The organism is Staphylococcus sp. URHA0057 (assembly GCF_000620265.1).
Classification (GTDB): domain Bacteria; phylum Bacillota; class Bacilli; order Staphylococcales; family Staphylococcaceae; genus Staphylococcus; species Staphylococcus pasteuri.
The window spans coordinates 61,639-87,372 of record NZ_KK211096.1 but is presented as its reverse complement, the minus strand read 5'-3'; the positions used below and the strand labels follow the sequence as shown (position 1 = coordinate 87,372).

Below are 25,734 nucleotides of genomic sequence, written 5' to 3'. Positions count from 1 at the left end.
TTTATGATAAAATTTAATGTGAATTGATATTATAGAATTAAAGGAGCGATAAATATGAGTGAAGCAGCCGAAACATTGGATGGTTGGTATAGTTTACATTTATTTTATGCAGTTGATTGGGCTACTTTTAGATTAGTCCCTCAAGAAGAACGCGAATCAATGATTGCTGAATTCGAAAGTTTCGTGAACGATAAATCTGAAGCTAGAAGCTCTCATACAGGAGATCAAGCTATTTATAATATTACAGGACAAAAAGCCGATTTATTATTATGGTTCTTACGTCCTGAAATGAAAGACCTTAATTTAATTGAAAATGAACTTAACAAATTACGTATAGCTGATTTCTTTATTCCGACATACTCTTATGTGTCAGTCATTGAATTAAGTAATTACTTAGCAGGTAAATCTGATGAGGATCCATATGAAAACCCTCATGTAAAAGCTAGATTATATCCTGAACTACCACATTCTGATTATATTTGTTTCTATCCTATGGATAAACGTAGAAATGAAACATATAACTGGTATATGTTACCAATGGAAGAAAGAAAATCATTAATGTATAACCACGGAATGATTGGACGTAAATATGCTGGTAAAATCAAACAATTTATCACTGGTTCTGTCGGCTTTGATGACTTTGAATGGGGTGTTACTTTATTCTCAGATGACGTCTTACAATTCAAAAAAATTGTTTATGAAATGCGTTTTGATGAAACTACTGCACGTTATGGAGACTTCGGAAGTTTCTATATAGGTCATATTTTAAACACTGAAAACTTCAATCAATTTTTCAAAATTTAACAATATGTTGTGTAAAGAATTCCTATTCTAATACGAATAGGAATTCTATTTTTTACGTCTAAACTTCAATTAAAAAAGTACACTTTGCAAGCAAAGTGTACTTCTGACGTGTAGTATCCTTGGGAGAACTTTAATCACTACTACGTATAAGTTAACTAAATTAAATATATTGTCGCTACCCAATATATTTTGTAATAGTTAACTAATATTAATTTAACCTTTTTGAAATATTTGAAACATTATTTTAGTGTTGAGTTATATATAAAATGCAATAAGTTTATATAAGTATCAATTTATACATTTTCCTTTTATTTTTCTAAATTTTATCGAAAAATCATGAATTAAATTGCTTATCAATTTTGTCATTCACTTCTTTTTTCTATATAGTTATTAAAACTGAAATGTTTTACAGCCTTTCTTTATCGCTATATAATGGTTTTTTCTCTTTTCATACTCTATAATTAATATATCTAAATTTAAAAATTTTAAAAACTGGTGATTAAATGACAAAAGTAGTAAATGAAAACGAGCATGAACGTCTCATCAAAGATGTGGTTATGTTAGCCGCACGTGTTTTACTTGAATCTGGTGCTGAAGGTACACGGGTAGAAGATACAATGAATCGCATCGCTAAAAAATTAGGTTATCAAGAAAGTAATAGCTTCGTTACAAATACCGTTATTCAATTTCATTTACATAATGAAGCAACCCCACGTATGTTTAGAATAAAAACAAGAGACACTAATTTAATTAAGATTTCACAAGCAAATGAAATTTCTCGTTTAATTACTAAAGGGACGATGGGTCTTGAAGAAGCTAAAGAAAAATTAGAAAAAATTTATGTCGCTAAAAGAGATAGCAGCCTTCCTTTTAAAGGATTTGCCGCAGCAATCATTGCAGTTAGTTTTTTATATTTACAAGGTGGTTCCCTAGTAGATATTATTACTGCTCTACTTGCAGGTAGTTTAGGTTATCTGGTTGTTGAAATACTAGATAGAAAGTTACATGCTCAGTTCATACCTGAATTTATAGGCTCTGTTGTTATAGCTTTGATTGCTGTAACTGGTCATACTTTAGTACCTCAAGGTAATCTTGCGACCATTATTATCGCTTCAGTCATGCCTATTGTTCCTGGTGTATTGATAACAAATGCGATTCAAGATTTATTTGGTGGCCATATGCTTATGTTTACAACGAAATCTTTAGAAGCACTTGTCACTTCATTTGGTATAGGTGCAGGTGTAAGTTCAATATTAATATTAATCTAGGAGAGTTGTTATATGTTTTGGATATTAAATTTTATATTTAGTTTTTTAGCATCTCTGTTCTTTTGTGTCATATTCGATGCTCCTAGAAAATTATATCTATCTTGTGGATTTGTTGGGGCTTGTGGTTGGATGGTTTACACACTGTTCTATAATGGATTAGAAGCTCATACAATATATTCCAGCTTCTTCGGTAGTCTTGCATTAGGTCTATTAAGTCACTATATGGCTAGATATAAAAAAGAACCCGCCATTATTTTTATGGTAACTGGAATTATACCTTTAGTTCCTGGCGGTCTTGCTTACGATGCTACTAAAAGCTTAGTTTTATTACACTTTAATAAAGCAATCAACACCATGCTTGAAGTGACATTAATTGCAGGCGCTATTGCTTTAGGTTTACTGTTTGCAGATCAAATTTCAAAAATCATTATTTCTGGGTTCGCTATAACTAGAAAAAAACTATAAATATAAAAAAGTCATGATGAGTATTTAAGAGGTTATCTCTTTTCTCATCATGACTTTTTAATTATTATTTATTTTTGACTGGTTCATCAACCATGTTTTCTACTTCATCTTCACTTCTATTTAAAATTAATCTACTTAATTCATCGTTATCAATTTTTTTCAATTTAGGATAGCGAATGACAAAGAAAATCAATCCTAATACTAACCATACACCTAATGCAATATAAGATGGTAATGAAAGTGATGCTGGTGTACCAGGAATTAATAATAAACATAAGAAAATGAATGATACGACTGAACCAATAATACCGAATGTTTTATAAATTGGTTCATACGTATTACTTTGTTTATTGTAACTGAATAACTTAGTAGCAGATAAACAAGTCACAAAGTATGCTACAGAAACACCTGTTGAAGACATATCAACAATCCATGTTAACGCAGTACGTCCTAACCATGGTGCTATTAAAGATACCGCAACTAAGAAAATAATTGCTACATAAGGTGTCTTGTATTTACTATGAATGCGGCTAAATACTCTTGGCATAATTCCTGAACGTCCCATAGAGAATAGTAGTCTGCTGGCACTCATCAAGAATCCATTTAATCCAGTAAAGATACCCATCATAATAGCAATAGCTAATACAGCTAAACCAATATAACCAAATGCTGTTTGTGTTTCTGCACCTGTTAACCATAACTGGCCATTTAAACTTTTTTGATCTGTACTTAACCATCCTGTATATAAAATCATTACAACATATGTCATAGATGCTGCAAGTAAACTATACACAATTAATTTAAATGTTTTGTTTGGTGCAAAGTTAAATTCTTCGGCTGTTTGTGGTATATTATCGAATCCTACATAAGCCCATGGCGCAATTGCTACTATAGTGATAATAGACATGAACCAACCTTCATGTGGATTTGATAATGGTTTTAAGTTATCTAAGGCAAAGTTATTACCAAAGAATGAACCAAAGAACATTAATAATACTACAATAACCATAGCTACACAGAAATAATATTGTAATGACCCAGATACACTTGCGCCTCTAATAGCTATAAACATAAAGACAAGTAATAATACTGTTGCAATAATAATTTCAGTTATGTAGACATCCCAACCTGCAACTGAATACATTTTTCCGTTATTGAGTACACTTGGTAATAAAAATTTAATCAATAAACTAAAAGCGGTGGCATTCAATGCTACAACACAGACATAACCAAAGGTTAAGAACCATGAAGAGAAGAAACTTACATATCTACCAAAACTTAAGAAACTAAATGCAAATGCCCCACCAGAAACGGGGAATTTTTCTACTAAAGCACCATAACTTACTGCGATTAAAATCATAAGTATAGCGCCAATGACAATACCAATGGACGCAACTACAGGACCTGCTTGCCCAATCCAATCCCCTGGTAGTATAAATGCGCCCCAACCAATACATGAACCATATGCAATCGCCCAAACAAACTTTTCTGATAAGTTCTTTTTGAGGTCGCCTCTATCTACCTTTTTATTTTCGTTATTTTCCATAATTAAAAACTCACCTCGATGTATGTGTATACCCGAAAAGGTGAGTCATGTAACTTAAATATCGAATTATTATTAATTTTATTTCAAAAACTGAACTAACGGTTTTATTAACCTGAAAACTTAAACGTTGCAATAATTAACATTAACCAGCCGACAATAAATAATACGCCACCAATTGGTGTAATAGCACCTAATATTCGCACTTGTGTTAAAGCTAATACATATAATGAACCACTAAAGAATACAATACCAAAGAATATTAACCATCCAGCCCAATTAATGTTGATTGATGTTGTTCCGCCAATCACACCAATAATTAATAATGCTAGTCCATGGTACATTTGATACATTGTCGCTTTTTCCCAAACAGACATGTACTTTTCTGATAGCTTACCTTCTAAACCATGTGCACCGAATGCACCAGTTCCAACAGCCATCATTGTATTTAAGGCTCCTAATATAATAAATAATTTCATCATAATTTATGTTCTCCTTTATGTTTAAAAATCAAATATAGACTCACCGTTGCCTATTTCATCATCAGTCGTCATTAAATTAGAATTAGAGATTGAATTCGTATTGGTTGGTTGAGATTTTGCACTTTCCGTATTAGAAACTTTTCCACCCATTGCTCTAATTTCTTCAACTGTCACATTATCATAGCCAGATTTACTATAATTATCACTCATTGGTTTATTCGCTGTACTTACCTCTGTATGCGTAAAATCATTACCTTTAGATTTTCCCATACTCATTTTGTCTGTAGCCGAAGATGTATAAATTGCTGTAATGGTATGTATCGCATACATATGTTTCTCAAAATCTTGTTGTGAAGTTGATTCGTCAGCTTGAACGAGTTCTCGTTCTATTAATTGAATCACTTTGTCTTTATCCATGACTATTATCCTCTCTTTCACACCAATGAATAGGCGTTTTACCTTTAGATTCTAAAAATGAATTTGCTTTGGAATAAGGTTTAGAGCCGAAGAACCCTCTATACGCCGATAATGGACTTGGATGTGGTGACTTTATTATATGATGCTTAGATGTATCGATTAATTTTATTTTTTGTTGGGCGGGTTTTCCCCATAAAATAAACACAACATCTTCTCTTTCTTCTGAAATGGTACGAATCACTTCATCTGTAAATATTTCCCAGCCGATATCTTTATGTGAGTGGGCCTCACCTTGTCTTACAGTTAATACTGTATTAAGAAGTAATACGCCTTCTCTTGCCCAATCCTGTAAATGTGGTGACTGACGTCTACAACCTATGTCTTCTTCTAATTCTTGGTACATATTTCTTAATGAAGGTGGAAACTTAGCATTAGGTTGAACTGAAAAAGCTAATCCGTGCGCTTGATTAGGTCCATGATAAGGATCTTGCCCTAATATGACAACTTTAATGTCTTCAAACGGTGTTAAATCAAAGGCTTGATAAATATTTTCTCTATCTGGATAAACAATTTGTGTTGTATATTCTTTTTCAAGAAAGTCATGCATTGCCTTGAAATCATGTTTAGACGTAATATTATGAAAAACTTCAGACCACTCCATCCTTTTTCACCTCAAAGATATTTTAACATATCTCTACCTTCAAATTATAATTAGGTTTAATGTAAACTTTTATTTAAAATAAGTTTACAAATTATTTTGAATTATATATAGTTCATAATAAGATGAATTAAAAGTTTGGAGAGACGTATATGTGTACAGGATTTTCATTTTACACAAAACAGCAACATCATTATTTAGCTAGAACTATGGACTTTGCTTTTGAATTTAACGGCATACCAACTGTAGTACCTAGAAATTTTGATTATCAATTTGATTTAGAACCATCTATGAAACTCACTTACGGTTTTGTCGGCACTAATTTAAAGGTAGGTCGATATCGTTTTGGAGATGGTGTTAATGAATGCGGCATCGCTATTTCAAATCATTATTTTACTGGCGAAGCATCTTATAGCAAACATAAACGTTATGGTTATTTTAATTTAGCTCCTGAAGAATTTATCATATGGGTGCTTGGCTTCACTAAAAATATTCAAGACTTAAAGCAAAAAGTCAAAAAGGTCAATATTATGCATGAGAAGAATGAAACGTTGAACATTGTACCACCGCTTCACTTCATTATAACTGACCGTGAAGGTCATACTGTGTCAGTAGAACCACATAATGGTTTGCTTATTGTTAAAGACAATCATATAAATGTGCTTACTAATTCACCCAATTTAGAATGGCACATACAAAATTTAAGAAATTATGCTTTTTTATCGCCTGAAAAGTCTACTAATCATTTAGTAGGCAAATTATTAGTAAAATCTATGGGTGCTGAATCAGGTACAAATGGATTACCAGGTGGATATACTTCTCCTGAACGTTTCGTAAGAGCAAGTTATTTAAGACATCAACTACCACAATCAAACGATGAAGAACAAAATTTGATTAATTGTTTTAAAATATTAGATTCTGTAAGCATTCCTCAAGGTGCCGTCATTGATGCTGGGGAAACACACTACACGCAATATCAATTAGTAATGGATAGTAAAAATAGGACTTATTTTTTAAAACCTTATTTCACAAACCAGATATTCAAAATTCAATTAAATGAAGATTTACTTTCGAAAAATGATATGACATTTATCGATATTGATCATCAGTTAAAAATAACTCATCTTAACTAATTAGATAACATGACAAATAAACTTTATAATATGACACTATTTTATTTTGCTACTATGTGAATCGTGATATGATGGTAACAGTATTAGAAAACATTGGGAGTGAATTCAAATGGCATTAAAAAAAGTATTAACAATTGCTGGTTCAGATACTAGTGCAGGTGCTGGTATGCAAGCTGATTTAAAAACTTTTCAAGAATTAGACGTATACGGTATGGTAGCTTTAACTTCTATCGTAACTATGGATAAAGAAACATGGTCTCATGATGTAACACCATTACCTATGGATGTATTTGAAAAACAACTTGAAACTGCTATTTCTATTGGTCCAGATGCTATTAAAACTGGTATGCTAGGTACAGAAGAAATCATTAAACGTGCTGGTGAAGTTTATGAACAATCTGGCGCTAACTATTTCGTTGTCGATCCTGTTATGGTTTGTAAAGGTGAAGATGAAGTACTTAACCCGGGAAATACTGATGCAATGATTCAATATTTATTACCTAAAGCAACAGTAGTTACCCCTAATTTATTCGAAGCTGGTCAATTATCAGGATTAGGTAAACTAACTTCTATTGATGAAATGAAAAATGCAGCTCAAATCATTTATGACAAAGGTGCTCAACACGTTATTATTAAAGGCGGTAAAGCTTTAGATCAAGATAAATCATATGACTTGTACTTTGATGGTAAAACATTCTATCAATTAACTACAGATATGTTCCAACAAAGCTACAATCATGGTGCTGGATGCACATTTGCGGCTGCGACAACAGCTTATCTTGCAAATGGTAAATCACCTAAAGAAGCAGTCATTGCAGCAAAAGCATTCGTTGCTTCAGCTATTAAAAATGGTTGGAAAATGAACGACTTTGTTGGCCCTGTTGACCATGGTGCTAACCGTCGTATAGAACAAATTGACGTTCAAGTAACTGAAGTTTAAATATAATCATAGATTTTATTAAATAGACTAGGCTTACACTATCGCATGTTTTGTATAGTGTAAGCCTTTTTCATTCTATTAATCACCTAACTTCTACCTACATATATAGTCGTAGTTGATTATCCAATGATAGACTGAGTTAAAGTTGATACCAAAGCCTCATGTCTAATGGTTGATGAACGTGTATGATATAAAGTGTAGAGAGATAAAGGAGGTATAACAACATGATTATTCATAAACAAGATATCCAAGACGGTATTCCTAAATACGAAATTATTACTAAAAAATTCAAATCAATCATTGTTAAGTTTGATGAAACCTTTAATAAAAATGATATCTATCGATTACTCTCTCTACTTGAAAATGACGTCGACAGAATGCATTTCAGTCACGCATGATTGTTATTTTCAGCATCAAGAATCTACAGATTTAAAGTTTAAAAGGTAAAAGATCCATGTTTCAAACGTTCAAACAATGGTTTTAAAGTTTCTTGTCCCCTAACTACAGACACTTTAAATGCCATCATCCCTAAAATACTCATCTTAATAACGATAAAAAGTGCTAATGTTAACCAAAGTTGTCCCCTTTGGTGGTTCAGAGAGAAACTTTGAACCTTCTTAACATTAGCACTTTTCTATTAAAAAAAGAGTCTTATGACAATTGTATTTAACAATTACCACAAGACTCACATATTAATTAAAAGTCTTCTTTTTCTTGTCGTTCTTTTACCCACCATAATGCTTTTTCAGGGTGAGCTTCATAATAAGCTTTATCTTTTTCATTATCTACGTTAGGGTAAGAACCTTTAAGTGACTTACCTGCTGTAGCTGCATGTAATAATGTAATAACTAAGAATCCAATAACACTAATTGCTGTTAAGTAATAAGCTGGTGCTAATACATTACCTGTAGCTTCAACTAACCATGAAGCAATTAATGGTGTTGTACCACCAAATAATGATACAGATACGTTAAATGTTACTGATAATGTACGATATCTAATATGTGTATAGAATATCGTTGGAAGTGATCCTGGCATTGTTGCTTCATAAGTTGATAAGAAGAATCCTAGAATTAAGACACCAATGATAATGAACGGTAATGATTTTGTTGCTAATAATGAAAATGCAACAATACTTAATAACGTTAATCCACCAGTACCGATTAAGAATACTTTCTTTTCACCTATTTTATCTGCCAATTTACCGAATCCTAAAGCTAATGGAATCATAATTGCCATGATACAAGTAATGATGACACTAGTTGTCGTTTGATCTACTTTTGCAACTTGACCTAAATATGTAGGTAAGTATGCTGTCACCATATAGTTCGTAACGTTAAAGAATACTACTGCTACGAAACAAACGATGATATCTTTGTAGTAATAACGAATGATACCAAAGAAATTAATCGTATCTCTTTTCGGAGTTTCTGCAACATCATTTTCAAATACAGGTGATTCTTCCAATTTTCTACGTAAGTATAATCCAAATAAACCTAAGAATAAACCTAAAATAAATGGAATTCTCCAACCCCATGCTTGCATTTGATCATGAGTTAAGAAGAAACTTAATAATGCAATCATAATTGAAGCTGCAATATAACCAGATAATGTACCAATTTCTAATCCACTACCTAAGCTATTACGCTTTTTATCTGGTGAAGACTCTGCAACATATGTCATTGCACCTGCATATTCCCCACCAGTAGAGAAACCTTGTAAAATACGCGCTAATAACAAGAGAATAGGTGCCCATATACCAATCGTGTCATAATTTGGTAGTAAACCAATTGTTAATGTAGACAGTGCCATTAATATAATTGTTGTAGTTAATACAACTTTACGACCGTATTTGTCTCCCACAATACCAAATACGATACCACCTATAGGTCTAAGTAAGAATGCAATCGCTAATGCAGCAAATGTAAATATTTGCTGAATTTGAGGATTGTCGACTGGAGAGAAAAAGTTCGCTCCTATGTAAGCTGTCGTATAAGCATAAACACCAAAGTCAAACCATTCCATGGCATTACCAATACCGGTTGCGACAACGGTTTTTTTCGCTTTTTGAGCGTCGACCATGTTAATATTTTCTTTTTCGAAATCCATGTAATTTAACACTCCTTTGTATGTTACATAATTATACTATGATAGTTAATGTTGTCAAATTGATTCAATTTTATTTAAATTCAAAAATACAAATTTATTCATTTTACAGAAAATTAGTTAAAATAAAAAAATCTATTCAATCAAATCATCCATTAAGAAAAATTATTTAAAACAAATTCTATTTTATCTAATTTTTACAACAATTAACTTTACCCCATCTTCTTTATTCCAAACCGTTATCGTATCCTTATTTTTCATTGAATAATCAATATCTTCATTAATACCAATGGTTCTAAAGTATTTTATTTTATAAGAAGACCACGTTATATCGAGTTTATTCATCACAATATCACAAACTAATTGTCCTGGAACAATATCATCATGGATTTCATTTTTATCGTTTACACATGCCAAATAGTGTTTTATTAGTTGCTCATTTATCTTCATATCTGATTTACCTTTATAAATATTTGTTCTATATAAATACAATTATTATTATCTTTATTAATTTTCAAAGTGTAGGTGTATTTGATGAAATTTTTGATTTTAAGTACCTCTTTTTTGCGTAATTCTGCTTTATAATTTGTACATGTAACTAATTTATTGGTTTGGTATACTTTTGTTTCTTTCAAATAGATTTTTTCATTTATAAATTCCTGGAACAATGTGAATTCTGGCCATAACTTGGCACAAAATAATTCAGGAACATAACCCTTATATTCCACACCAATAATTTGACAATATCTCATTACCTCCTCTTCATTAAATCGAATTTCTCTTATTTCACTTTGTGTCCCATCGTTCGAATAAAGCTGCATTACCGAGGCCACCTCCTATACCCATAGTCGCTATTGTTCTAAAATTATCTTTCATATAAAACAATCGTGTCACTAAGGCTGCACCACTTGCTCCATATGGATGTCCAGACGCTAAAGCACCACCCCATTGATTTAATTTATAATCTGGTATATTTAATAATTTTTGTGAGGCTAAAACTTGTGCGCTAAATGCCTCATTCAGTTCTATTGCATCAATATCATGAATGGTTAATTCATAACAATTAAGTAAATTCTGTACAGCAGGTACCGGACCAATCCCCAGTATGTTAGGGTCTACACCTTTTGTCATGGCACCCTTAAAATATAGACCATTGTTAAATCCATAATATTTCGCTGTTTCAAGTTCCATAATTAAAACCAATACAGCTCCATCATTCTTCATACAACTATTTCCTACTGTCACTGTACCATTAGGTAATTGTGGCTTAAATCGCGATAATGTTTTTAAATTTAAATTAGGTTTTATACTTTCATCGTCTTCAAATTTTTCACCTTTTACTATTAAAGGGACTATTTCTTGGTTTATATTTCCATTTTCATAATTCAATCTTGTGCGCTGATGACTTTGATATGCAAATTGATCTTGGTCTTCCCGTGATACGTTGTATTTTCTAGCAACGTTTTCAGCTGCTTCAATCATAGTTGGATCCTGTCCCTTTGGTGCAAATGAAGCTTTCTCATAAAATTGAGGGAAATGTTGTTCATATACAGATTGAGGTCGTAGTATTTTCCATGGTGCTCGACTTGTACTTTCTACTCCTCCAGCAAGATAAATTTTTCCAGCTTCACTTTGTATCATTCGACAAGCATAAATTATACTTTCTAACCCCGAACCACATTGTCTATCTATCGTTAATCCTGGTATCGCATCATCAATGCCAGCCTCTAATAAAGATTTCCGTGCAATATTGCCACCATTTCCTACTGTATTTCCTAAAATAACTTCATCTAAATTAGCAATCACTTCTGAATAATTATCTTGATAATAGTTAAATAATGATTTTAATAATTCCTCTGGTTCTAGATGTTTTAATTTACCTCCATATTTGCCAAATGCTGTCCTTTTAGCTGCAACAATAACGGGTTGTTTCATTATTTTAGTTCTCCTGTATTCCATCTTTTTTCCATTTCAAATCGAGATATTTTGCCGCTTCGTGTATACGACATTTTAGTTACCTTCTTTATCTTAGAAGGAATTTCGTACCTATCTATTTTATTCATTAAATACGTTTTCAATTGTCTATAATCTAATTCAATATCGCCTGTATATAGTAAAACAGCAATTTCTCCAAATTTATCATGTTGCTGTCCTATAACAATAGCTTCATTAATTCCATGGATTTTAGTAACTTCGCTTTCTATTTTAGCTGGATAAACGTTTTTACCGCCTATAATCAATCTTGACCCAACTCTTCCTCTTAAATACAAACATTGCTTCTCATCAATATGTGCATAATCACCTGTACTAATCCATTGATAATCATGTAATTCGTTCTCATCATTCACATAACCACTAAACGTCATATTACTTCTGACATATAATCGACCTATACCTTCTTCATCATTGTTCTTTATTTGGTAATCAACATTTGAAAATAATTTACCAACTGATGATTCGGGTGCGCTTTGGTTTAAGTTATAACTTATAAAACTAGCTTCCGATGTCCCAAAAAATTCTATTAAATTTACATGAGATAACTGTTCTTTTAATTTATAGAACATATGCTTATTTAATTTAGCACCACTACTAAAAATACTAGACAAACATGTTGGCATATCATGATTGGACAATAGTTGATGTAACATGGTTGGCACTAAAAACATCGCAGTAGGAAGTTGAATGGTGTTCAATTTGTCAATGAGTTGTATCGAATTAAAATGATTTTGTCCAATAAACGTGCGACCAGTATAAAGAGCGTATATACAAGCATATAGTGACAAAGAGTGTGATAAAGGGCCAGGTGCTACAAATATTTTTTCTTGTCTTTGCATAAGCATTTCATTTTGTTCGAACGAAACAATCCATGACGGTTCGTTACGATAGTAAGCTTTAGGTAAACCAGTTGTACCTGAAGTAAAACCAATATGTAAGATATTAGTTGGATTATCTTTTATTGATGTCAGTTTAACTGCTGAGACTTTCGATATTTCATTTTCCATATTATGAAATGGTATATGATAAGTATTCATAAGCTCTCTAATCATTTTCAAACTCCATTTGCTATCCAATAAACACGGTACACAATCTAAAGACAATAAAGTCAAATAGTCGATAATATTTTTTAATGCATTATGATGGCATAATGCTACCCTGACGCCTTTTGGGATAGAAGTCATTGTTTTTTTGTTTTGGTTTATCAATAAACATATTTCATGGTACGTAACTGTTTCATCATCAATAATCACAGCTGGTTGATCTGATTTTGTTATAGCATATTGTTGTAATTGTCGAAGTAATTCTGACATATTCCCACCTACAAATGTTAACTTATTTGTATATTATATTAACATTTAATTTGTTTCATTGATAAATAAAAAAGTTAGAGCATTTTTAACTGTCATTTTAATGACTTAATACTCTAACTTTAATTGATATATTATTTATTTATCATGTTTGTAAGTTATAAAACTCTAATTATCTCGTCCACTTCACTTAATACATAATCTGGATTTTCACTGATTAAATCTTTTGATGAATGTGAACCCCAAGTTACTGCACAAGATTTAATTCCAGCTGCTTTAGCCATTTGAATATCAAATATAGCATCCCCGATATATATACTATTCGCTGGATTAAGGTTATGATTTTGAAGAATGTACTGTAATCCGTCTGGGTCGGGTTTATAATGTTTCACTTTATCAGAACCAATAGCTTCTTTAATAAATCGACTCAAACCTAAATGTTCTAAATTCCTTTGTAATACATTCGTTTTTTTACTAGATACAACAAACATTTGCTTATTTTGTCTACTTAATTGATCTAGTGTTTCTGCTATTCCAGAATAAGAACATAAATATCTCGCCTCGAATTGTTGATACTGTTCTCTAAAAAGTTGTATCAGTTGATCTAACGCTTCTTCAGATAAAAAACGATCACTCATCTCCATAAATGACTTTTCAATTGGTATTCCCATATAATGAATAATTTCTGAATCACTTGGCTCTGTTAATCCAAATTGTGCAAAGGCTTCTTTAGTCGCCTCAATTGAACATTGCTTTGAATCTGCTAATGTCCCGTCAAAATCAAAAATATAATTATCAAAATTCAAATTATTCACCTCTAAAATATCAAATTAAGGTTTATCTTTTTATTATATAACAAAATTAACATATATTATGCCATAATAAAAGCTGAGACATCTTTCTATGTCCCAGCCTAAATTGATTATTTATTCTAAGTTTGCATGATTATTTTGCATTGTCGTTTCGTCAACATTAAGTTGGTTCATTAAACCAATCACAATACTATCTAAAAAGATTTGAGACGATTGTTCGAATAAACTACCTAATGGTTGATTTGAACCTTCAGCATCATGTTTAGTACCTGCTGGCAATTCAACAACCGTGTCTGCAATTTCACCAATTGCAGAATCAAGTTTAGTAGTTAATAGTACAACTTCTGCTTCCACTGATTTTGCTTTATCAGCTAATAAGCGTAAATGTTCTGTAGAACCTGAACCAGAAATGACAATGAATAAATCGCCTTTTTGTATAGATGGCGTCGTTGACTCACCAATGACAAATGCTTGCTTGCCTAATTGATTCAATCTCATTGCAAAGCTATTTGCAACAAATCCAGAACGACCCTTACCTGCAACGAAGATTCGTGAAGCTTCTGTTACTTCAGAAGCAAATCCGTCGAATTCTTCATCCTTTACGTGAGATAAAGTTCCTTTTAACTCATCTAAAATGAGTTGATAATTATTAAATTTAGTCATAATTACTTACCTTCAATAGCGTCACGACATTGTTTAGCAGCTTCTACAGGATCGTCAGCGTTAGCAATACCGCCACCAACAATAACTAAGTCAGGATCTTCTGCAACAATATCTTTAATAGTATCTGGTTTAATACCGCCAGCTACAGCTACTTTAGAATTTTTAATTACTGATTTAACTTTACGTAAGCTATCTAATGGAGATTGTCCTTCTGCTTGTAAATCATAACCAGTATGGACTGCAATGTAGTCAGCACCCATTTCGTCTAATTCTTTTGCGCGTTTTTCTAAATCTTGCACTGCAATCATATCTACTAATAATTGTTTATCATTTTTGTGTGCTTCTTCTACTGCCGCTTTAATTGAAGCATCTTCAGCTACACCTAAAATTGTTACAACATCTGCACCAAATTTAACTGCTTGGCTAACTTCATAGTCCGCTGCGTCCATGATTTTTAAGTCAGCTAAAACTTTTGCATTGTTAATATTTTCATTTAAATGTTGTACTGCAGGTAAACCTTCATTAATAACGATTGGAGTACCAATTTCAACAATATCAACATATTCTTCTACTTTTTTCGCTAATTCTGCTGCTTCTTCTTTATTTAATAAGTCAATTGCTAATTGTAATTCCATTATAATTCATCCTTTCAGTTTAAACTGTTTTTTCTCTCACATTGAATGAATTACCCTTTAAACTTTTACTTTAAACGAAGCGTATATTTATAAGCTAATCGACATCCGGTGCAGCTGCATCATCTACATATATTTCTACATTAGCATGTGTTTTTAAAATGGTAGATGGAATATCTTCTGATATAGGTTGAGTTAATAAATTGTTTATGGCTTGTCTTTTTTTCTCGCCAAATGCCAATAATATAATTCTTTCAGCTTTAATGATGGATTGAAGTCCCATAGATACTGCCTGTTTAGGCACTTCAGACTCATGATTAAAGTATCTACTATTCGCTTTAATCGTACTTTCAGTTAAATCAACTACGTGAGTTTCACTATCAAAATCTGTTCCAGGCTCGTTAAATCCTATATGCCCATTTTCTCCAATACCTAGCAATTGAACGTCGATAGGCACCTCAGATTCAATGATTTGATTATATCGTTTCACTTCTTCATCTAAGTTGGAGACATCTCCATTTGGTATATGAATATTTTGACGATTGAAATACGGATACTGATTAAATAAAATTTGATTCATATAATAATGATAACTTTGATTGTGTTCAGGCTCTAAACCAACATATTCATCTAAATTAAATGTTGTTATCTTTGATACATCTAATTGATTTTTCTTTAATAACGAAACTAAATGTTCATAAACATTTGTCATAGTTCCACCAGTCGCTAAACCTAAATTACTATTTGGATATTCATCCATTTGTTTAAATAATTCGCAAGCAACATAAAATGATGCTAATTCTTTAGTGCCTAAATTAATAATTTTCATAATAAATCACCTCAAATAATTACTACCAAACAATATAATAACCAACCCCTTAATTACATTTTGGATTATAACACGACACAACATTTTTCCGTAATAAAGTGATATCCCTTCATGAAAATGTTAATATATGGAAATAATTACAAAATTAATTAAATAAATTGAGCAGAGATGTACATTTATTGAGTTGTTTTTAGTAAAATAGACTGATAAACACATTGAATGGTGTAAGGAGTGAACGTGTTGGAACCTATTAAATATGAAGAAGTAATGGATTTATTAACTTCTTATGAAAACAAACCCGTTTACCTACATGTTGAAACAACAAATGGTGCTTATGCTAACCATTTTGATGAACGTGTATTTAATGCTGGTACTTTTTTGAGAAATATACAAGTAACATTTGAACATGCACAACTTAAAGGTGGAGATAAAGATCCATACCGTATCGGATTAAAACTTCGCGACGGAGGTTGGGTTTATGTTCAGGGACTAACACATTATGAAGTTAACCAAAATAATGAATGTCTCATAGCTGGATTTAATTATGAAGGACAATTGGCTGCTACATTAGAAATTAGCGATAAGCCATTTACAATATAGAGGAGGTAAGATTCATGACAGATGAAAGACATGTACTCGTTATATTCCCTCATCCAGATGATGAAGCCTTCTCATCTGCGGGAACAATCGCAAGTTATATCGAGGCAGGCGTTCCGGTAACATATGCTTGTTTAACTTTAGGCCAAATGGGCAGGAATTTGGGTAATCCTCCATTTGCTACTAGAGAATCATTACCAGATATTCGTGAAAAAGAATTGGAAAATGCCGCTAAAGCGATTGGCATTACTGATTTAAGAAAAATGGGACTCAGAGATAAAACTGTTGAATTCGAACCACATGATCAAATGGATGATATGGTTAAAAATTTGATTGATGAAACTAATCCTTCATTAATTATTTCTTTTTATCCGAAATTTGCAGTTCATCCAGACCACGAAGCAACTGGTGAAGCAGTAGTAAGAACTGTTGGTCGTATGCCAGAGAATGAACGTCCAAGATTAACATTAGTTGCGTTTAGTAATGATGCACCCGATATATTAGGTGAACCTGACATCCAAAATGATATTTCTAAATATAAGGATATTAAAATTAAAGCCTTTGAAGCACATGCTTCACAAACTGGACCATTTTTAAAAGAATTAGCAAGTCCACAAGTTGGTGGAGAAGTTCATAGCTTTTTAGAAATTGAACCATTCTGGACTTATCATTTCGAATCTTAATGGAGGTTAACAATGACAGAATTTGATTTATCTACACGTGAAGGCCGATGGAAACATTTTGGTTCTGTTGACCCTATCGAAGGTACGAAACCCACAACTAAAAATGAAATGACTGATTTGCAAAGTACGCACAAAAACTTCTTATTTGAAATCGAAGAAGTTGGTATTAAAAACTTAACTTATCCTGTATTAATTGATCAATTTCAAACAGCAGGTACATTTAGTTTTTCAACAAGTTTAAATAAAGATGAAAAAGGCATAAATATGAGCCGCATTTTAGAAAGTGTTGAAAAACATTACAATAATGGTATTGAATTGGAATTTAATACGTTATACCATGTTTTACGAACATTGCAAGAAAAAATGAACCAAAATGCTGCCGGTGTTGATGTTAGTGGTAAATGGTTCTTTGATCGTTTTAGCCCTGTAACTAATATCAAAGCGATTGGAAATGCTGATGTCACTTATGGTATTGCAATTGAAGGTACTAAAGTTACACGTAAAGAAGTAACTATTCAAGCAGCTGTTACTACTTTATGTCCTTGCTCTAAAGAAATCAGCGAATACTCTGCGCATAACCAACGTGGGATTGTTACAGTTAAAGCATATCTAAACAAAGATGACATAGTTATAGATGATTACAAAGATAAAATTTTAGATGCTATGGAAGCTAACGCTAGCTCAATATTATACCCTATATTGAAACGCCCAGACGAAAAAAGTGTTACTGAACGTGCTTATGAAAATCCACGTTTTGTTGAAGACTTAATTCGTTTGATTGCTGCAGATTTAGTTGAATTCGATTGGATTGAGGGATTTGATATCGAATGTCGAAATGAAGAATCAATACACCAACATGATGCATTTGCTCGTTTAAAATATAGAAAATAAAAAAACAGTCCATCCGATATTTCTATAACGGATGGACTGCCAATATATTATTTATTTGTTAACCTGAGACTTGTAATTAAGTCTCAGGTTATTTTTATTTTGAAATATGCATTTTCTTTTCACCTGGTTTAACAAAGCACATTGCAACAATACTAATCAATGATGCTACTACTGCAGAAACGAACATTGAAGAATAACCATATGATGCTACTAAGTAACCTGTTAATGTTGGTGCAATAACTGTCGCTGTATTAACAAAGAAATGTGTGATACCACCAAATGTACCAGTATTATTTGGTGTAGTATCAATGATAACTGCCCAATAAACTGCGTTTGGTAAGAAAATAAATGCATTTCCTATCATCATCAATATCATCACTGCGACAATACTATGCGTAAATGGAATAATCACGAAACATGTTCCAGCACAAATCATACCAGCTATTGATAAACCTGATCGTGCAATTCTTAAACTTCCCGTTTTCTTTCTAAGCCAATCTGAAAGTTGACCACCAAAGTATGCTGTGAACACCGCACCTATCCAAGGAATCATACCTAAATACCATAAAGAGTGTATTTCAAAGTGATATTCATCTTGTAAGTATTTAGGAGTCCAAGTTAATATCAAGAAGTTCACATATTGGAAACCAAAATAACCTAACATATTACAAATAAGTGTTGTACTTGTGAAAAAGTGATACCATTTTTCTTTAGATTTTTCAGTATCAACTGTCTTTTCAACATTTAAACTATCCTCTGTAGAACGTATTGATTTAAGTTCTTCTTCAGAAATTCTTTTATTATCTTCAGGGTAATCTGTAAATACCTTCGCCCAAATAACTACCCAAACAAGACCTAATAAACCTAGTAAAATAAATAATAGACGCCAATTTGAAATAGTTAAAAAGCCTGAAACTATTGGAGCTGTAATTACTGCGCCTAGAGGGACTCCAATTAATCCTAAGGCAGAAAGTAAGCCTCTTTCTTTTGGTGCTGCCCAGTTCGCATTTGTTTTACTGATTGTTGAAAATATTGGACCTTCAGCTATACCAAACATAACGCGTAGCATACCAAAACCAGCTAAAGCTGAACCACCAAACACTGCTATACCTAGTTCCCCAGCAAATGCCATTCCAATTTCAACTAATGACCAAGCTGTTCCTGCTACAATCCAAACAAATTTTGGCCCTTTTTTATCCGCTGTAATTCCACCTAATAGGGAACCAAACATATAACCATAACCGAAATAGCCAAGAATAGTTCCCCAAGCAATCGTGTCAAATCCAAATTCTTTAATAATATCTTCTTGCGCGTATGAAATGGCCCCCCTGTCAATGTAATTAATCATTGTCATAAGCACAATCATAGTAATAATAAAATAACGATAACGTTTCATTAAGCCCCACCCCTTCATGAACATTTACACTTGTATGTAGTTTATCACACATTTATTTGTAAGCGCTACCACAAATAGTTAGAATTTTAAAACAATTATCCTTAAATTATATAAATCACTTAAATCACACACAATATCATGATATAATTATTGAAGATTTATTTTAAAATTTAAGTTATCCTATTTTTATTAATATTTTTAAATAAAAATGCTATTAAAAAGTGTAGGGAGTTTAAGGGGATTATTATGTTAACAATTAAAGATATATCAACTATTATAGAAGGCTCTTTGTATGATGTTGAACCAAATGAATTAAATAAAGAAATTAACGATTTTGAAACTATTTATAGCTTTGTCAAATCTAAAAATACTGCTTACTTTTCTCCAAACAAAGAAACTTGGTGGAAAGAACTTGGGAGAAGTAAAAACGCTCCAGATGGAAATGATTTAATTGATAAATCTAACGAAAATATTGGCTTAATAATTACTGAAAAATACGTTGAAAATATGGAACATAAAATTCCTCAACTTATCGTTCATGATTCTGTTAAAGCCATTAAAAAACTTGCAACTTACATAAGAAACCAATATAAAAATCCAGTTATAGCTATTACAGGATCGATGGGGAAAAGTTCAACTAGAATGCTAACTTCTTCTTTACTGCAAGATTATAATGTTCTTGAAAATAGAGGGAATAATAATATTAGAGCCGCTATTTATGCTAATATGCTAAAATTGATTAAAAATCCTGACTTTGCCGTAATTGAAACTTCTCTTAATGCTATCAATCATAGGGAAAACACAGCATTATATCTCAAACCAGATATTGCCGTTATTACTGGAATTGGTGCTGCACATTATTCAACATTCAAAAGTATTCATGAAATCGCTGAGCTAAAAGCTCGAATTTTTGCAGGTCTCAATAAAAACGGCATAGCTATTATTAATGGCGACACAATGTTCTTAGATTATTTAAAGCAACAAGCTTCACAATTCACAGAAAATGTACAGACTTATTCAATAGATAATACTAAACCTTCTGATCTAGCACCATCATATATAAATTATTTAAAAGGTGCTATTCAAATTGGTATTGAAAATAATCATGATATTAATGAGTATCAAATCAATACAATAAGTGATGGTATGATTTCAAATACATTAGGTGCATTACTTATCATGAAAAATTTAAATGTGCCTATTAAACCTAAACATCTTTATGATTTTAAACCATTCTCTAAAATATTAAAAATGAAAAAAGTTATAACAAAATCTCATCAGTTAACATTAATTGATGATACTCATAATGCTTCACTTCCTGCCATGATAAATGCAATAAAAGCTTTTGATAGTCAGACTCAATTCTTTAGTGGCAATAAAATTATTGCAATAGGGAAAATTAATGATTTAGGGCATAAGTCTAAAGAAATCCATCAGGAATTAATACCATATTTAACTAATTCAAATGCTGATCATATTCTTTGTTTAGATGATGATTTAAGACCTGTAGTTAATAAAATTAATAATAAAAATATTACATGGTACCCAAACAAAGAATTAATGATTAATGATTTAAAATATTTATGTAATTCAAATTCAATTACATTATTAAAATCTTCAAGTGGTGGTACTGAGTTTCCTGAAATCGCTAAAACTCTTCCACATATATTAAAAAGAATGAATTTACAAAATGAAGAAGAGTTATTTTCTTCAATAAGTAAAGCAGGAAAAAGTTATATTATTGTCGATAATGTAACTAGTAAAATCGAACACGAATATAATACAGAAAATTCTATGACAGTTGAAGGCATGGGTCCACTGCTTTATTACATGAATGCAATTGATGAAAATGCTCAAAACGAAGAATTAGAGTTACAAGAATGGGTAACTAATAACTCAACATTTTTCAAAGGAAAAAAAGTAAATGTATTTAGTTTGCTATCTTCAATGACTAAAGGGCCACATCCGTCAGAAACATATGAACTTGTAGATTATTTATTTGAAAATTTTGCAAATAGAAAGAAATATACAAATTTTGCAATTAATAAATTTAATTTAAGTAATTCTATCGCTATCAATTTAACAGGTAGATTCAGAGTTAAAGAGAGACAAAGCTTTACTGTTGGAGACTTATTCAATATTTACAAAAATTATAAATATAGTTTATTTAAATTCAACAATTACTTCTTAATAGGTTTAAAATATAAAAGTGGATTTATTCGTGGAGATAATAAAACAATCATTTTCACATCATTTGCAAATGAAAATGAAGCGAAAGAAATATTATTTCACTATACAGGAGATGTAAAATGAATAATAAAATAGATGTTTCCATAATTGTTCCTTTATATAATAGAGAAAGCACAATCGCCAGACTGTTAACTAAAATTGCTGAACAAGATTATAATTTAGATAAAATTGAAGTTATTATTTCTGATGATAAATCTACAGATAACTCTTTAAAAGTAGTTGAACAATTTAAATCATTAATACCTAATCTAATTATTTTAGAAAGTAATATGAACTCAGGTGGCGCTTCAGTTCCTCGTAATAAAGCACTGGATAACGCTAACGGAGAATGGGTATTATTTATTGATTCAGATGATTACATTACACCTTATTCTATAAGCGATGCAATGGAAATTGCAAATACAACTAATAATGATATGATATGCATGCCTTATTTCAGAGCAATAAATAGCAATAGACCTATAAGTCGATCCGCCTTTTCATGCAAATATACAAAATCTGATTTAATATTTGAAAATACTAAACTTTATAATAGTTTAAATGTTATAGGTAAATTTATTAAAAGATCTATTATCGAGGATTATAATATTCGCTTTCCAAAAGATATAAAAGTACGTGAAGATAATTGGTTTTTAATGCAAGTATACAGTGTAGTTAATTATATAACCATTTTAGGCTATGAAAAAGATTATTATTTTTATGAAGCTCAAGATGATGTTGCATTGTCAAATTCATCTACGCCTCCTCGAGATGCAGTGAAAATATATTCTGCTGTGTATGATTTTATAGTGAACCAAAATAATATTTCTCAACAAAGAAAACAAGATTTGCTTACTATATTTTTAAACCGTTATGTTGACATGATTCAACGAGGTCAATATGCTCCAATGAGATTATTTAAACATACAAAAAAAACATTAATTAAATTATTACGTAATCCATTCATTTCAGAAAAGTCTATTACATTCATTGAAAATTTATTTTTGGGAAAATATGACAAGTACCAATAGTTAAATATTTCCAAACCAAATATAATTAATAATAACAATCAAAAAGCACTAAGATGGTTTTTATAAAAAACCGTCTTAGTGCTCATTTTTGTTAATTCTTTGTAACACTATAAGTACAATCATATATTTAATAACTAAGCCATTTTAATGTATTAGTGAATGCAAATCAATATACATAAAATGCTTAGCGAATTTAACCATATATAAGATTGCAATGACTAATGCAACAATAAATCCAGCTGTTTTATATTTCTTTTTTTCTTCTTTTTCTTCTTTTTTATCACTATTCATATATTCAATTAATTCAGCTTCAATTTCTTTATCTAATTCAGATTTTTCATCATCATTATTAATATTTTTTTCGTTCTCTTTATTATCCATAACTTATACTCCTTGGTCTTTATTTAAAAACATTTTGATACTGAACATATCCTGAAAGATAGTGTTCAATGTCATCGATCCTCACTCTATAACCATGGTGTTTGATAAAGAAACTACCCAATATTCTTGAAGGATTTTTAAAATACATTGCTAATTCTGGATAAAAGAATCCAGTTCTTTGATAATTAGCTCTTACGTGGATAATATCTATCAATTTTTGTTCATCAATGAGTGAATTAACTAAATCTTCATATCCCTCTGCCTTAGCTTTTTGAACTAATTTATATGTAGCCATTAGCATTTCTAGAAATGTTGGAAAAGTTGTCTCTCTATTTTTAATATAATCTAAATGTGTACTTACATTCTTAATACCAAATTCAAAATATTTTTGTTCTGGACTGATTTGGACAAGTTCATTCGTACAATAACCTAACCAATGGTCATGATATTTCCAGTAATCTTTAGAAATAAATTGATCCACTAAACTCTTAACAGTATTCAACCATTTTTCATTATGATCTTGTTGATATAAACGCATTAAAGCCAATGCTGCTTCTCCATCATAATAAACGATCCTAAATTTTTCTTTAACTGATAAATCTGGATAGTTTAAAACATGGGTAGTATCCCAAGTATTTTCATCAATCATAGACAGAATTCCTTTAGCTACTTTTTGAGCAGCTTCTAGATAATATGGATTTTGTTGTTTTTTTAAGTATTCACAAACAGCAAAAATAAACGACGCATTTTGACCTAGTTTAATTTCATTTGCGTTTTTAGTATTATCAAATACATAAGCATTTCCATTAACTTCATAAATATGATTTTCAATAATATACTCTATAGCTTTTTCTGTTGATTCAAGAGATTCATTCATATAATTTAAACCTTCAATTAATGCATAAGTTGATGATGAATGTCGTAAAATATTATAAAATCCTATCTCTTTATCGAAATGTGGAAAATATCCATATTTAAATTTACCATTATCTTCTAACATATTTTCTAAAAAATGAGCACTACTATTTATTAATTGATCGATTTCATCGTTTAAATTATCAATCTTTCTTAGACCTTTCTTATAACCCTTTGATTCTAGCTCATATACTTGATCATCATCCAAAAAATAAGACTTTGTATAAAATTTAATAACTTCTTTAGATTCATACAATTCATGTGAATATGGTCGTTTATAATTAGTGTATTTTCTAATATAGTTATTAATATTATCTTCTGACAAATAAAACTCCTTTGTCTTTTTAGACGGTCTAACAAATGCATTGACATTAATTTCTTCAGGTAAGAATGTAACATTCCAATTTTTATCTAATGATATTCCAAAATCGATATAATTTCGTCTCGTATTAATCATTTCTTTTTTTAAGTCTTTAAAAAGAACAGTTTCATAATTAGTAACAATATCTAGTTTAATCCAAGTTGGAAACTCGCCTGCTTGTTTCTTATATTTTTGACATATTTTAATTATTTCTCTTTCTAAATAATTAGTTCTTTTTATAATTTTCACTTGAGCTTTAACATTTGGTTTCCCCAAACTCAAAAAAACATACTTTTTAATAATTTCTTTATTTTTTATAAATTCTACTAAATCCTTAATTTTACTTTCTATATTCATATTACCCTCCGTACTTTAAACTCTTTATGCTTTTAATTATAACAATATTAGTTAATTTTATGTAATTTTGTTTTTTATTTTAAATAAAGCCAGGTCTCATTGACCTGGCTCCTTATCATACTTAATATTTGAATAATATTTAATTATTACTTGTTTTCTGCATCTTTTTTACGGCGTCTACCGAATAAGAATAGCGAGCCTAAACCAGCAAATAAAGATCCGAATAATGTTGCATTATTTGAATTTGATTCTTCACCAGTTTCTGGTAATGCTTTATCATCTGAATGATCTTTATCATTGTCTGAGTCTGCATCTGAATCTGACTCATAATCTGCATCACCATCGGCATCACTATCTCCTTCGTATTCTATAAAACCGTCCGAGTCTGCATCACTGTCGGCATCTGAGTCTGAATCAGCATCGCTATCCGCATCTGAGTCTGAATCAGCGTCGCTATCTGCATCTGAATCTGAGTCTGAATCAGCGTCGCTATCCGCATCTGAATCTGAGTCTGCATCGCTATCTGCATCTGAGTCTGAATCCGCATCGCTATCTGCATCAGAATCTGAGTCTGCATCGCTATCTGCATCTGAGTCTGAGTCTGCGTCGCTATCTGCATCTGAGTCTGAATCCGCATCACTGTCGGCATCTGAATCTGAGTCTGCATCGCTGTCGGCATCTGAGTCTGAGTCTGAGTCTGCGTCGCTGTCGGCATCTGAATCTGAATCAGCATCGCTGTCTGCGTCGGAATCTGAATCTGCGTCGCTATCTGCATCTGAATCTGAATCGGCATCGCTATCTGCATCTGAGTCTGAGTCCGCATCGCTATCTGCATC

The 25,734-nt window shown here is 31.3% G+C and carries 27 protein-coding genes; 11 read left to right on the top strand and 16 right to left on the bottom strand.

What is annotated here, in order from left to right; all coding sequences use genetic code 11:
- Window positions 1–54: 54 nt before the first annotated feature.
- The 3 genes from hemQ to N524_RS0109845 all read left to right on the top strand — a co-directional run bounded on the left by hemQ (window position 55) and on the right by N524_RS0109845 (window position 2,537).
- Window positions 55–804, top strand: a complete 750-nt coding sequence (gene hemQ, locus N524_RS0109855) for a hydrogen peroxide-dependent heme synthase (protein WP_029056380.1) — start codon at window positions 55–57, stop codon at window positions 802–804.
- A 503-nt stretch (window positions 805–1,307) separates the two neighbouring features.
- Window positions 1,308–2,072, top strand: coding sequence for a threonine/serine exporter family protein (locus N524_RS0109850; RefSeq protein ID WP_017636382.1), 765 nt, complete (start codon window positions 1,308–1,310; stop codon window positions 2,070–2,072).
- A 12-nt stretch (window positions 2,073–2,084) separates the two neighbouring features.
- Window positions 2,085–2,537, top strand: a complete 453-nt coding sequence (locus N524_RS0109845) for a threonine/serine exporter family protein (protein WP_017636383.1) — start codon at window positions 2,085–2,087, stop codon at window positions 2,535–2,537.
- Between the two features lie 64 nt (window positions 2,538–2,601).
- Here the strand turns inward: N524_RS0109845 and N524_RS0109840 are convergent, their stop codons facing one another.
- The 4 genes from N524_RS0109840 to N524_RS0109825 all read right to left on the bottom strand — a co-directional run bounded on the left by N524_RS0109840 (window position 2,602) and on the right by N524_RS0109825 (window position 5,640).
- The gene (locus N524_RS0109840) at window positions 2,602–4,083 is read right to left on the bottom strand and encodes an APC family permease (protein WP_029056379.1); all 1,482 of its coding nucleotides are present in this window, start codon (window positions 4,081–4,083) and stop codon (window positions 2,602–2,604) included.
- A 107-nt stretch (window positions 4,084–4,190) separates the two neighbouring features.
- A complete protein-coding gene (locus N524_RS0109835) occupies window positions 4,191–4,559 on the bottom strand; it encodes a DUF423 domain-containing protein (protein WP_096807881.1) in 369 nt (122 codons plus the stop codon).
- Window positions 4,560–4,583: 24 nt separating this feature from the next.
- The gene (locus N524_RS0109830; protein ID WP_029056378.1) at window positions 4,584–4,979 is read right to left on the bottom strand and encodes a DUF5327 family protein; all 396 of its coding nucleotides are present in this window, start codon (window positions 4,977–4,979) and stop codon (window positions 4,584–4,586) included.
- Entirely contained in the window at window positions 4,972–5,640 is a 669-nt protein-coding gene (locus N524_RS0109825) for a uracil-DNA glycosylase (RefSeq protein WP_029056377.1), read from the bottom strand. Before N524_RS0109825 ends, N524_RS0109830 begins: the two co-directional genes overlap by 8 nt.
- Before the next feature lie 149 nt (window positions 5,641–5,789).
- On the opposite strand from N524_RS0109825, the gene N524_RS0109820 reads away from it, so the two are divergent.
- The 3 genes from N524_RS0109820 (at window position 5,790) to vraX (ending at window position 8,108) form a co-directional block, all read left to right on the top strand.
- On the top strand, window positions 5,790–6,770 hold the full coding sequence (locus N524_RS0109820) for a choloylglycine hydrolase family protein (RefSeq protein WP_029056376.1): 981 nt from the start codon (window positions 5,790–5,792) through the stop codon (window positions 6,768–6,770).
- A gap of 109 nt (window positions 6,771–6,879) precedes the next feature.
- The gene (thiD, locus tag N524_RS0109815) at window positions 6,880–7,710 is read left to right on the top strand and encodes a bifunctional hydroxymethylpyrimidine kinase/phosphomethylpyrimidine kinase (protein WP_029056375.1); all 831 of its coding nucleotides are present in this window, start codon (window positions 6,880–6,882) and stop codon (window positions 7,708–7,710) included.
- Window positions 7,711–7,934: 224 nt separating this feature from the next.
- Window positions 7,935–8,108: a C1q-binding complement inhibitor VraX gene (gene vraX / locus N524_RS13585; protein WP_029056374.1), complete on the top strand. Its 174-nt coding sequence runs from the start codon at window positions 7,935–7,937 to the stop codon at window positions 8,106–8,108.
- Window positions 8,109–8,406: 298 nt separating this feature from the next.
- On the opposite strand, the gene N524_RS0109805 is transcribed toward vraX, so the two are convergent.
- The 8 genes from N524_RS0109805 to nagB form a co-directional block, all read right to left on the bottom strand.
- Window positions 8,407–9,819, bottom strand: coding sequence for an MFS transporter (locus N524_RS0109805; protein WP_017636391.1), 1,413 nt, complete (start codon window positions 9,817–9,819; stop codon window positions 8,407–8,409).
- A 183-nt stretch (window positions 9,820–10,002) separates the two neighbouring features.
- Complete coding sequence (locus N524_RS0109800; protein WP_029056373.1) at window positions 10,003–10,266, bottom strand: hypothetical protein; 264 nt, start codon at window positions 10,264–10,266, stop codon at window positions 10,003–10,005.
- Window positions 10,267–10,602: 336 nt separating this feature from the next.
- The gene (locus N524_RS0109790; protein ID WP_017636394.1) at window positions 10,603–11,751 is read right to left on the bottom strand and encodes a thiolase family protein; all 1,149 of its coding nucleotides are present in this window, start codon (window positions 11,749–11,751) and stop codon (window positions 10,603–10,605) included.
- Entirely contained in the window at window positions 11,751–13,124 is a 1,374-nt protein-coding gene (locus N524_RS0109785) for an AMP-binding protein (protein ID WP_029056371.1), read from the bottom strand. The genes N524_RS0109790 and N524_RS0109785 overlap by 1 nt, the downstream gene beginning before the upstream one ends.
- Before the next feature lie 155 nt (window positions 13,125–13,279).
- Window positions 13,280–13,927, bottom strand: coding sequence for an HAD family hydrolase (locus tag N524_RS0109780; protein ID WP_017636396.1), 648 nt, complete (start codon window positions 13,925–13,927; stop codon window positions 13,280–13,282).
- A 120-nt stretch (window positions 13,928–14,047) separates the two neighbouring features.
- Window positions 14,048–14,596 carry a 6-phospho-3-hexuloisomerase gene (hxlB, locus tag N524_RS0109775; RefSeq protein WP_037555767.1) on the bottom strand — a complete coding sequence of 183 codons (549 nt, stop codon included), beginning with the start codon at window positions 14,594–14,596 and terminating at the stop codon, window positions 14,048–14,050.
- A 2-nt stretch (window positions 14,597–14,598) separates the two neighbouring features.
- The gene (gene hxlA, locus N524_RS0109770) at window positions 14,599–15,231 is read right to left on the bottom strand and encodes a 3-hexulose-6-phosphate synthase (RefSeq protein ID WP_029056369.1); all 633 of its coding nucleotides are present in this window, start codon (window positions 15,229–15,231) and stop codon (window positions 14,599–14,601) included.
- 94 nt (window positions 15,232–15,325) lie between these two features.
- Window positions 15,326–16,057 carry a glucosamine-6-phosphate deaminase gene (gene nagB, locus N524_RS0109765; protein WP_029056368.1) on the bottom strand — a complete coding sequence of 244 codons (732 nt, stop codon included), beginning with the start codon at window positions 16,055–16,057 and terminating at the stop codon, window positions 15,326–15,328.
- Between the two features lie 237 nt (window positions 16,058–16,294).
- Between nagB and N524_RS0109760 the strand changes: the two genes are divergently transcribed.
- From N524_RS0109760 to folE2, 3 genes are read left to right on the top strand one after another with little or no spacing between them, the layout of a single operon-like run.
- A complete protein-coding gene (locus N524_RS0109760) occupies window positions 16,295–16,657 on the top strand; it encodes a YojF family protein (RefSeq protein WP_176745285.1) in 363 nt (120 codons plus the stop codon).
- A gap of 14 nt (window positions 16,658–16,671) precedes the next feature.
- Window positions 16,672–17,337 carry a bacillithiol biosynthesis deacetylase BshB2 gene (gene bshB2, locus N524_RS0109755; RefSeq protein WP_017636401.1) on the top strand — a complete coding sequence of 222 codons (666 nt, stop codon included), beginning with the start codon at window positions 16,672–16,674 and terminating at the stop codon, window positions 17,335–17,337.
- 12 nt (window positions 17,338–17,349) lie between these two features.
- Complete coding sequence (gene folE2, locus N524_RS0109750; protein ID WP_017636402.1) at window positions 17,350–18,228, top strand: GTP cyclohydrolase FolE2; 879 nt, start codon at window positions 17,350–17,352, stop codon at window positions 18,226–18,228.
- A 94-nt stretch (window positions 18,229–18,322) separates the two neighbouring features.
- Here folE2 and N524_RS0109745 read toward each other — a convergent pair whose 3' ends face one another.
- Window positions 18,323–19,624: an MFS transporter gene (locus N524_RS0109745; protein ID WP_017636403.1), complete on the bottom strand. Its 1,302-nt coding sequence runs from the start codon at window positions 19,622–19,624 to the stop codon at window positions 18,323–18,325.
- A gap of 246 nt (window positions 19,625–19,870) precedes the next feature.
- On the opposite strand from N524_RS0109745, the gene N524_RS0109740 reads away from it, so the two are divergent.
- Complete coding sequence (locus N524_RS0109740; protein WP_029056367.1) at window positions 19,871–21,937, top strand: Mur ligase family protein; 2,067 nt, start codon at window positions 19,871–19,873, stop codon at window positions 21,935–21,937.
- Window positions 21,934–22,884, top strand: coding sequence for a glycosyltransferase family 2 protein (locus tag N524_RS0109735; RefSeq protein WP_029056366.1), 951 nt, complete (start codon window positions 21,934–21,936; stop codon window positions 22,882–22,884). The genes N524_RS0109740 and N524_RS0109735 overlap by 4 nt, the downstream gene beginning before the upstream one ends.
- A gap of 144 nt (window positions 22,885–23,028) precedes the next feature.
- Here N524_RS0109735 and N524_RS0109730 read toward each other — a convergent pair whose 3' ends face one another.
- The 3 genes from N524_RS0109730 to N524_RS12885 all read right to left on the bottom strand — a co-directional run.
- Window positions 23,029–23,265 (bottom strand): hypothetical protein, encoded by a 237-nt coding sequence (locus N524_RS0109730; protein WP_029056365.1) that lies wholly within the window; start codon window positions 23,263–23,265, stop codon window positions 23,029–23,031.
- Between the two features lie 19 nt (window positions 23,266–23,284).
- Entirely contained in the window at window positions 23,285–24,898 is a 1,614-nt protein-coding gene (locus N524_RS0109725) for a poly(glycerol-phosphate) alpha-glucosyltransferase (RefSeq protein WP_029056364.1), read from the bottom strand.
- Window positions 24,899–25,044: 146 nt separating this feature from the next.
- On the bottom strand, window positions 25,045–25,734 hold a 690-nt coding region (locus tag N524_RS12885; protein WP_037555764.1), incomplete at its 5' end, for an LPXTG cell wall anchor domain-containing protein.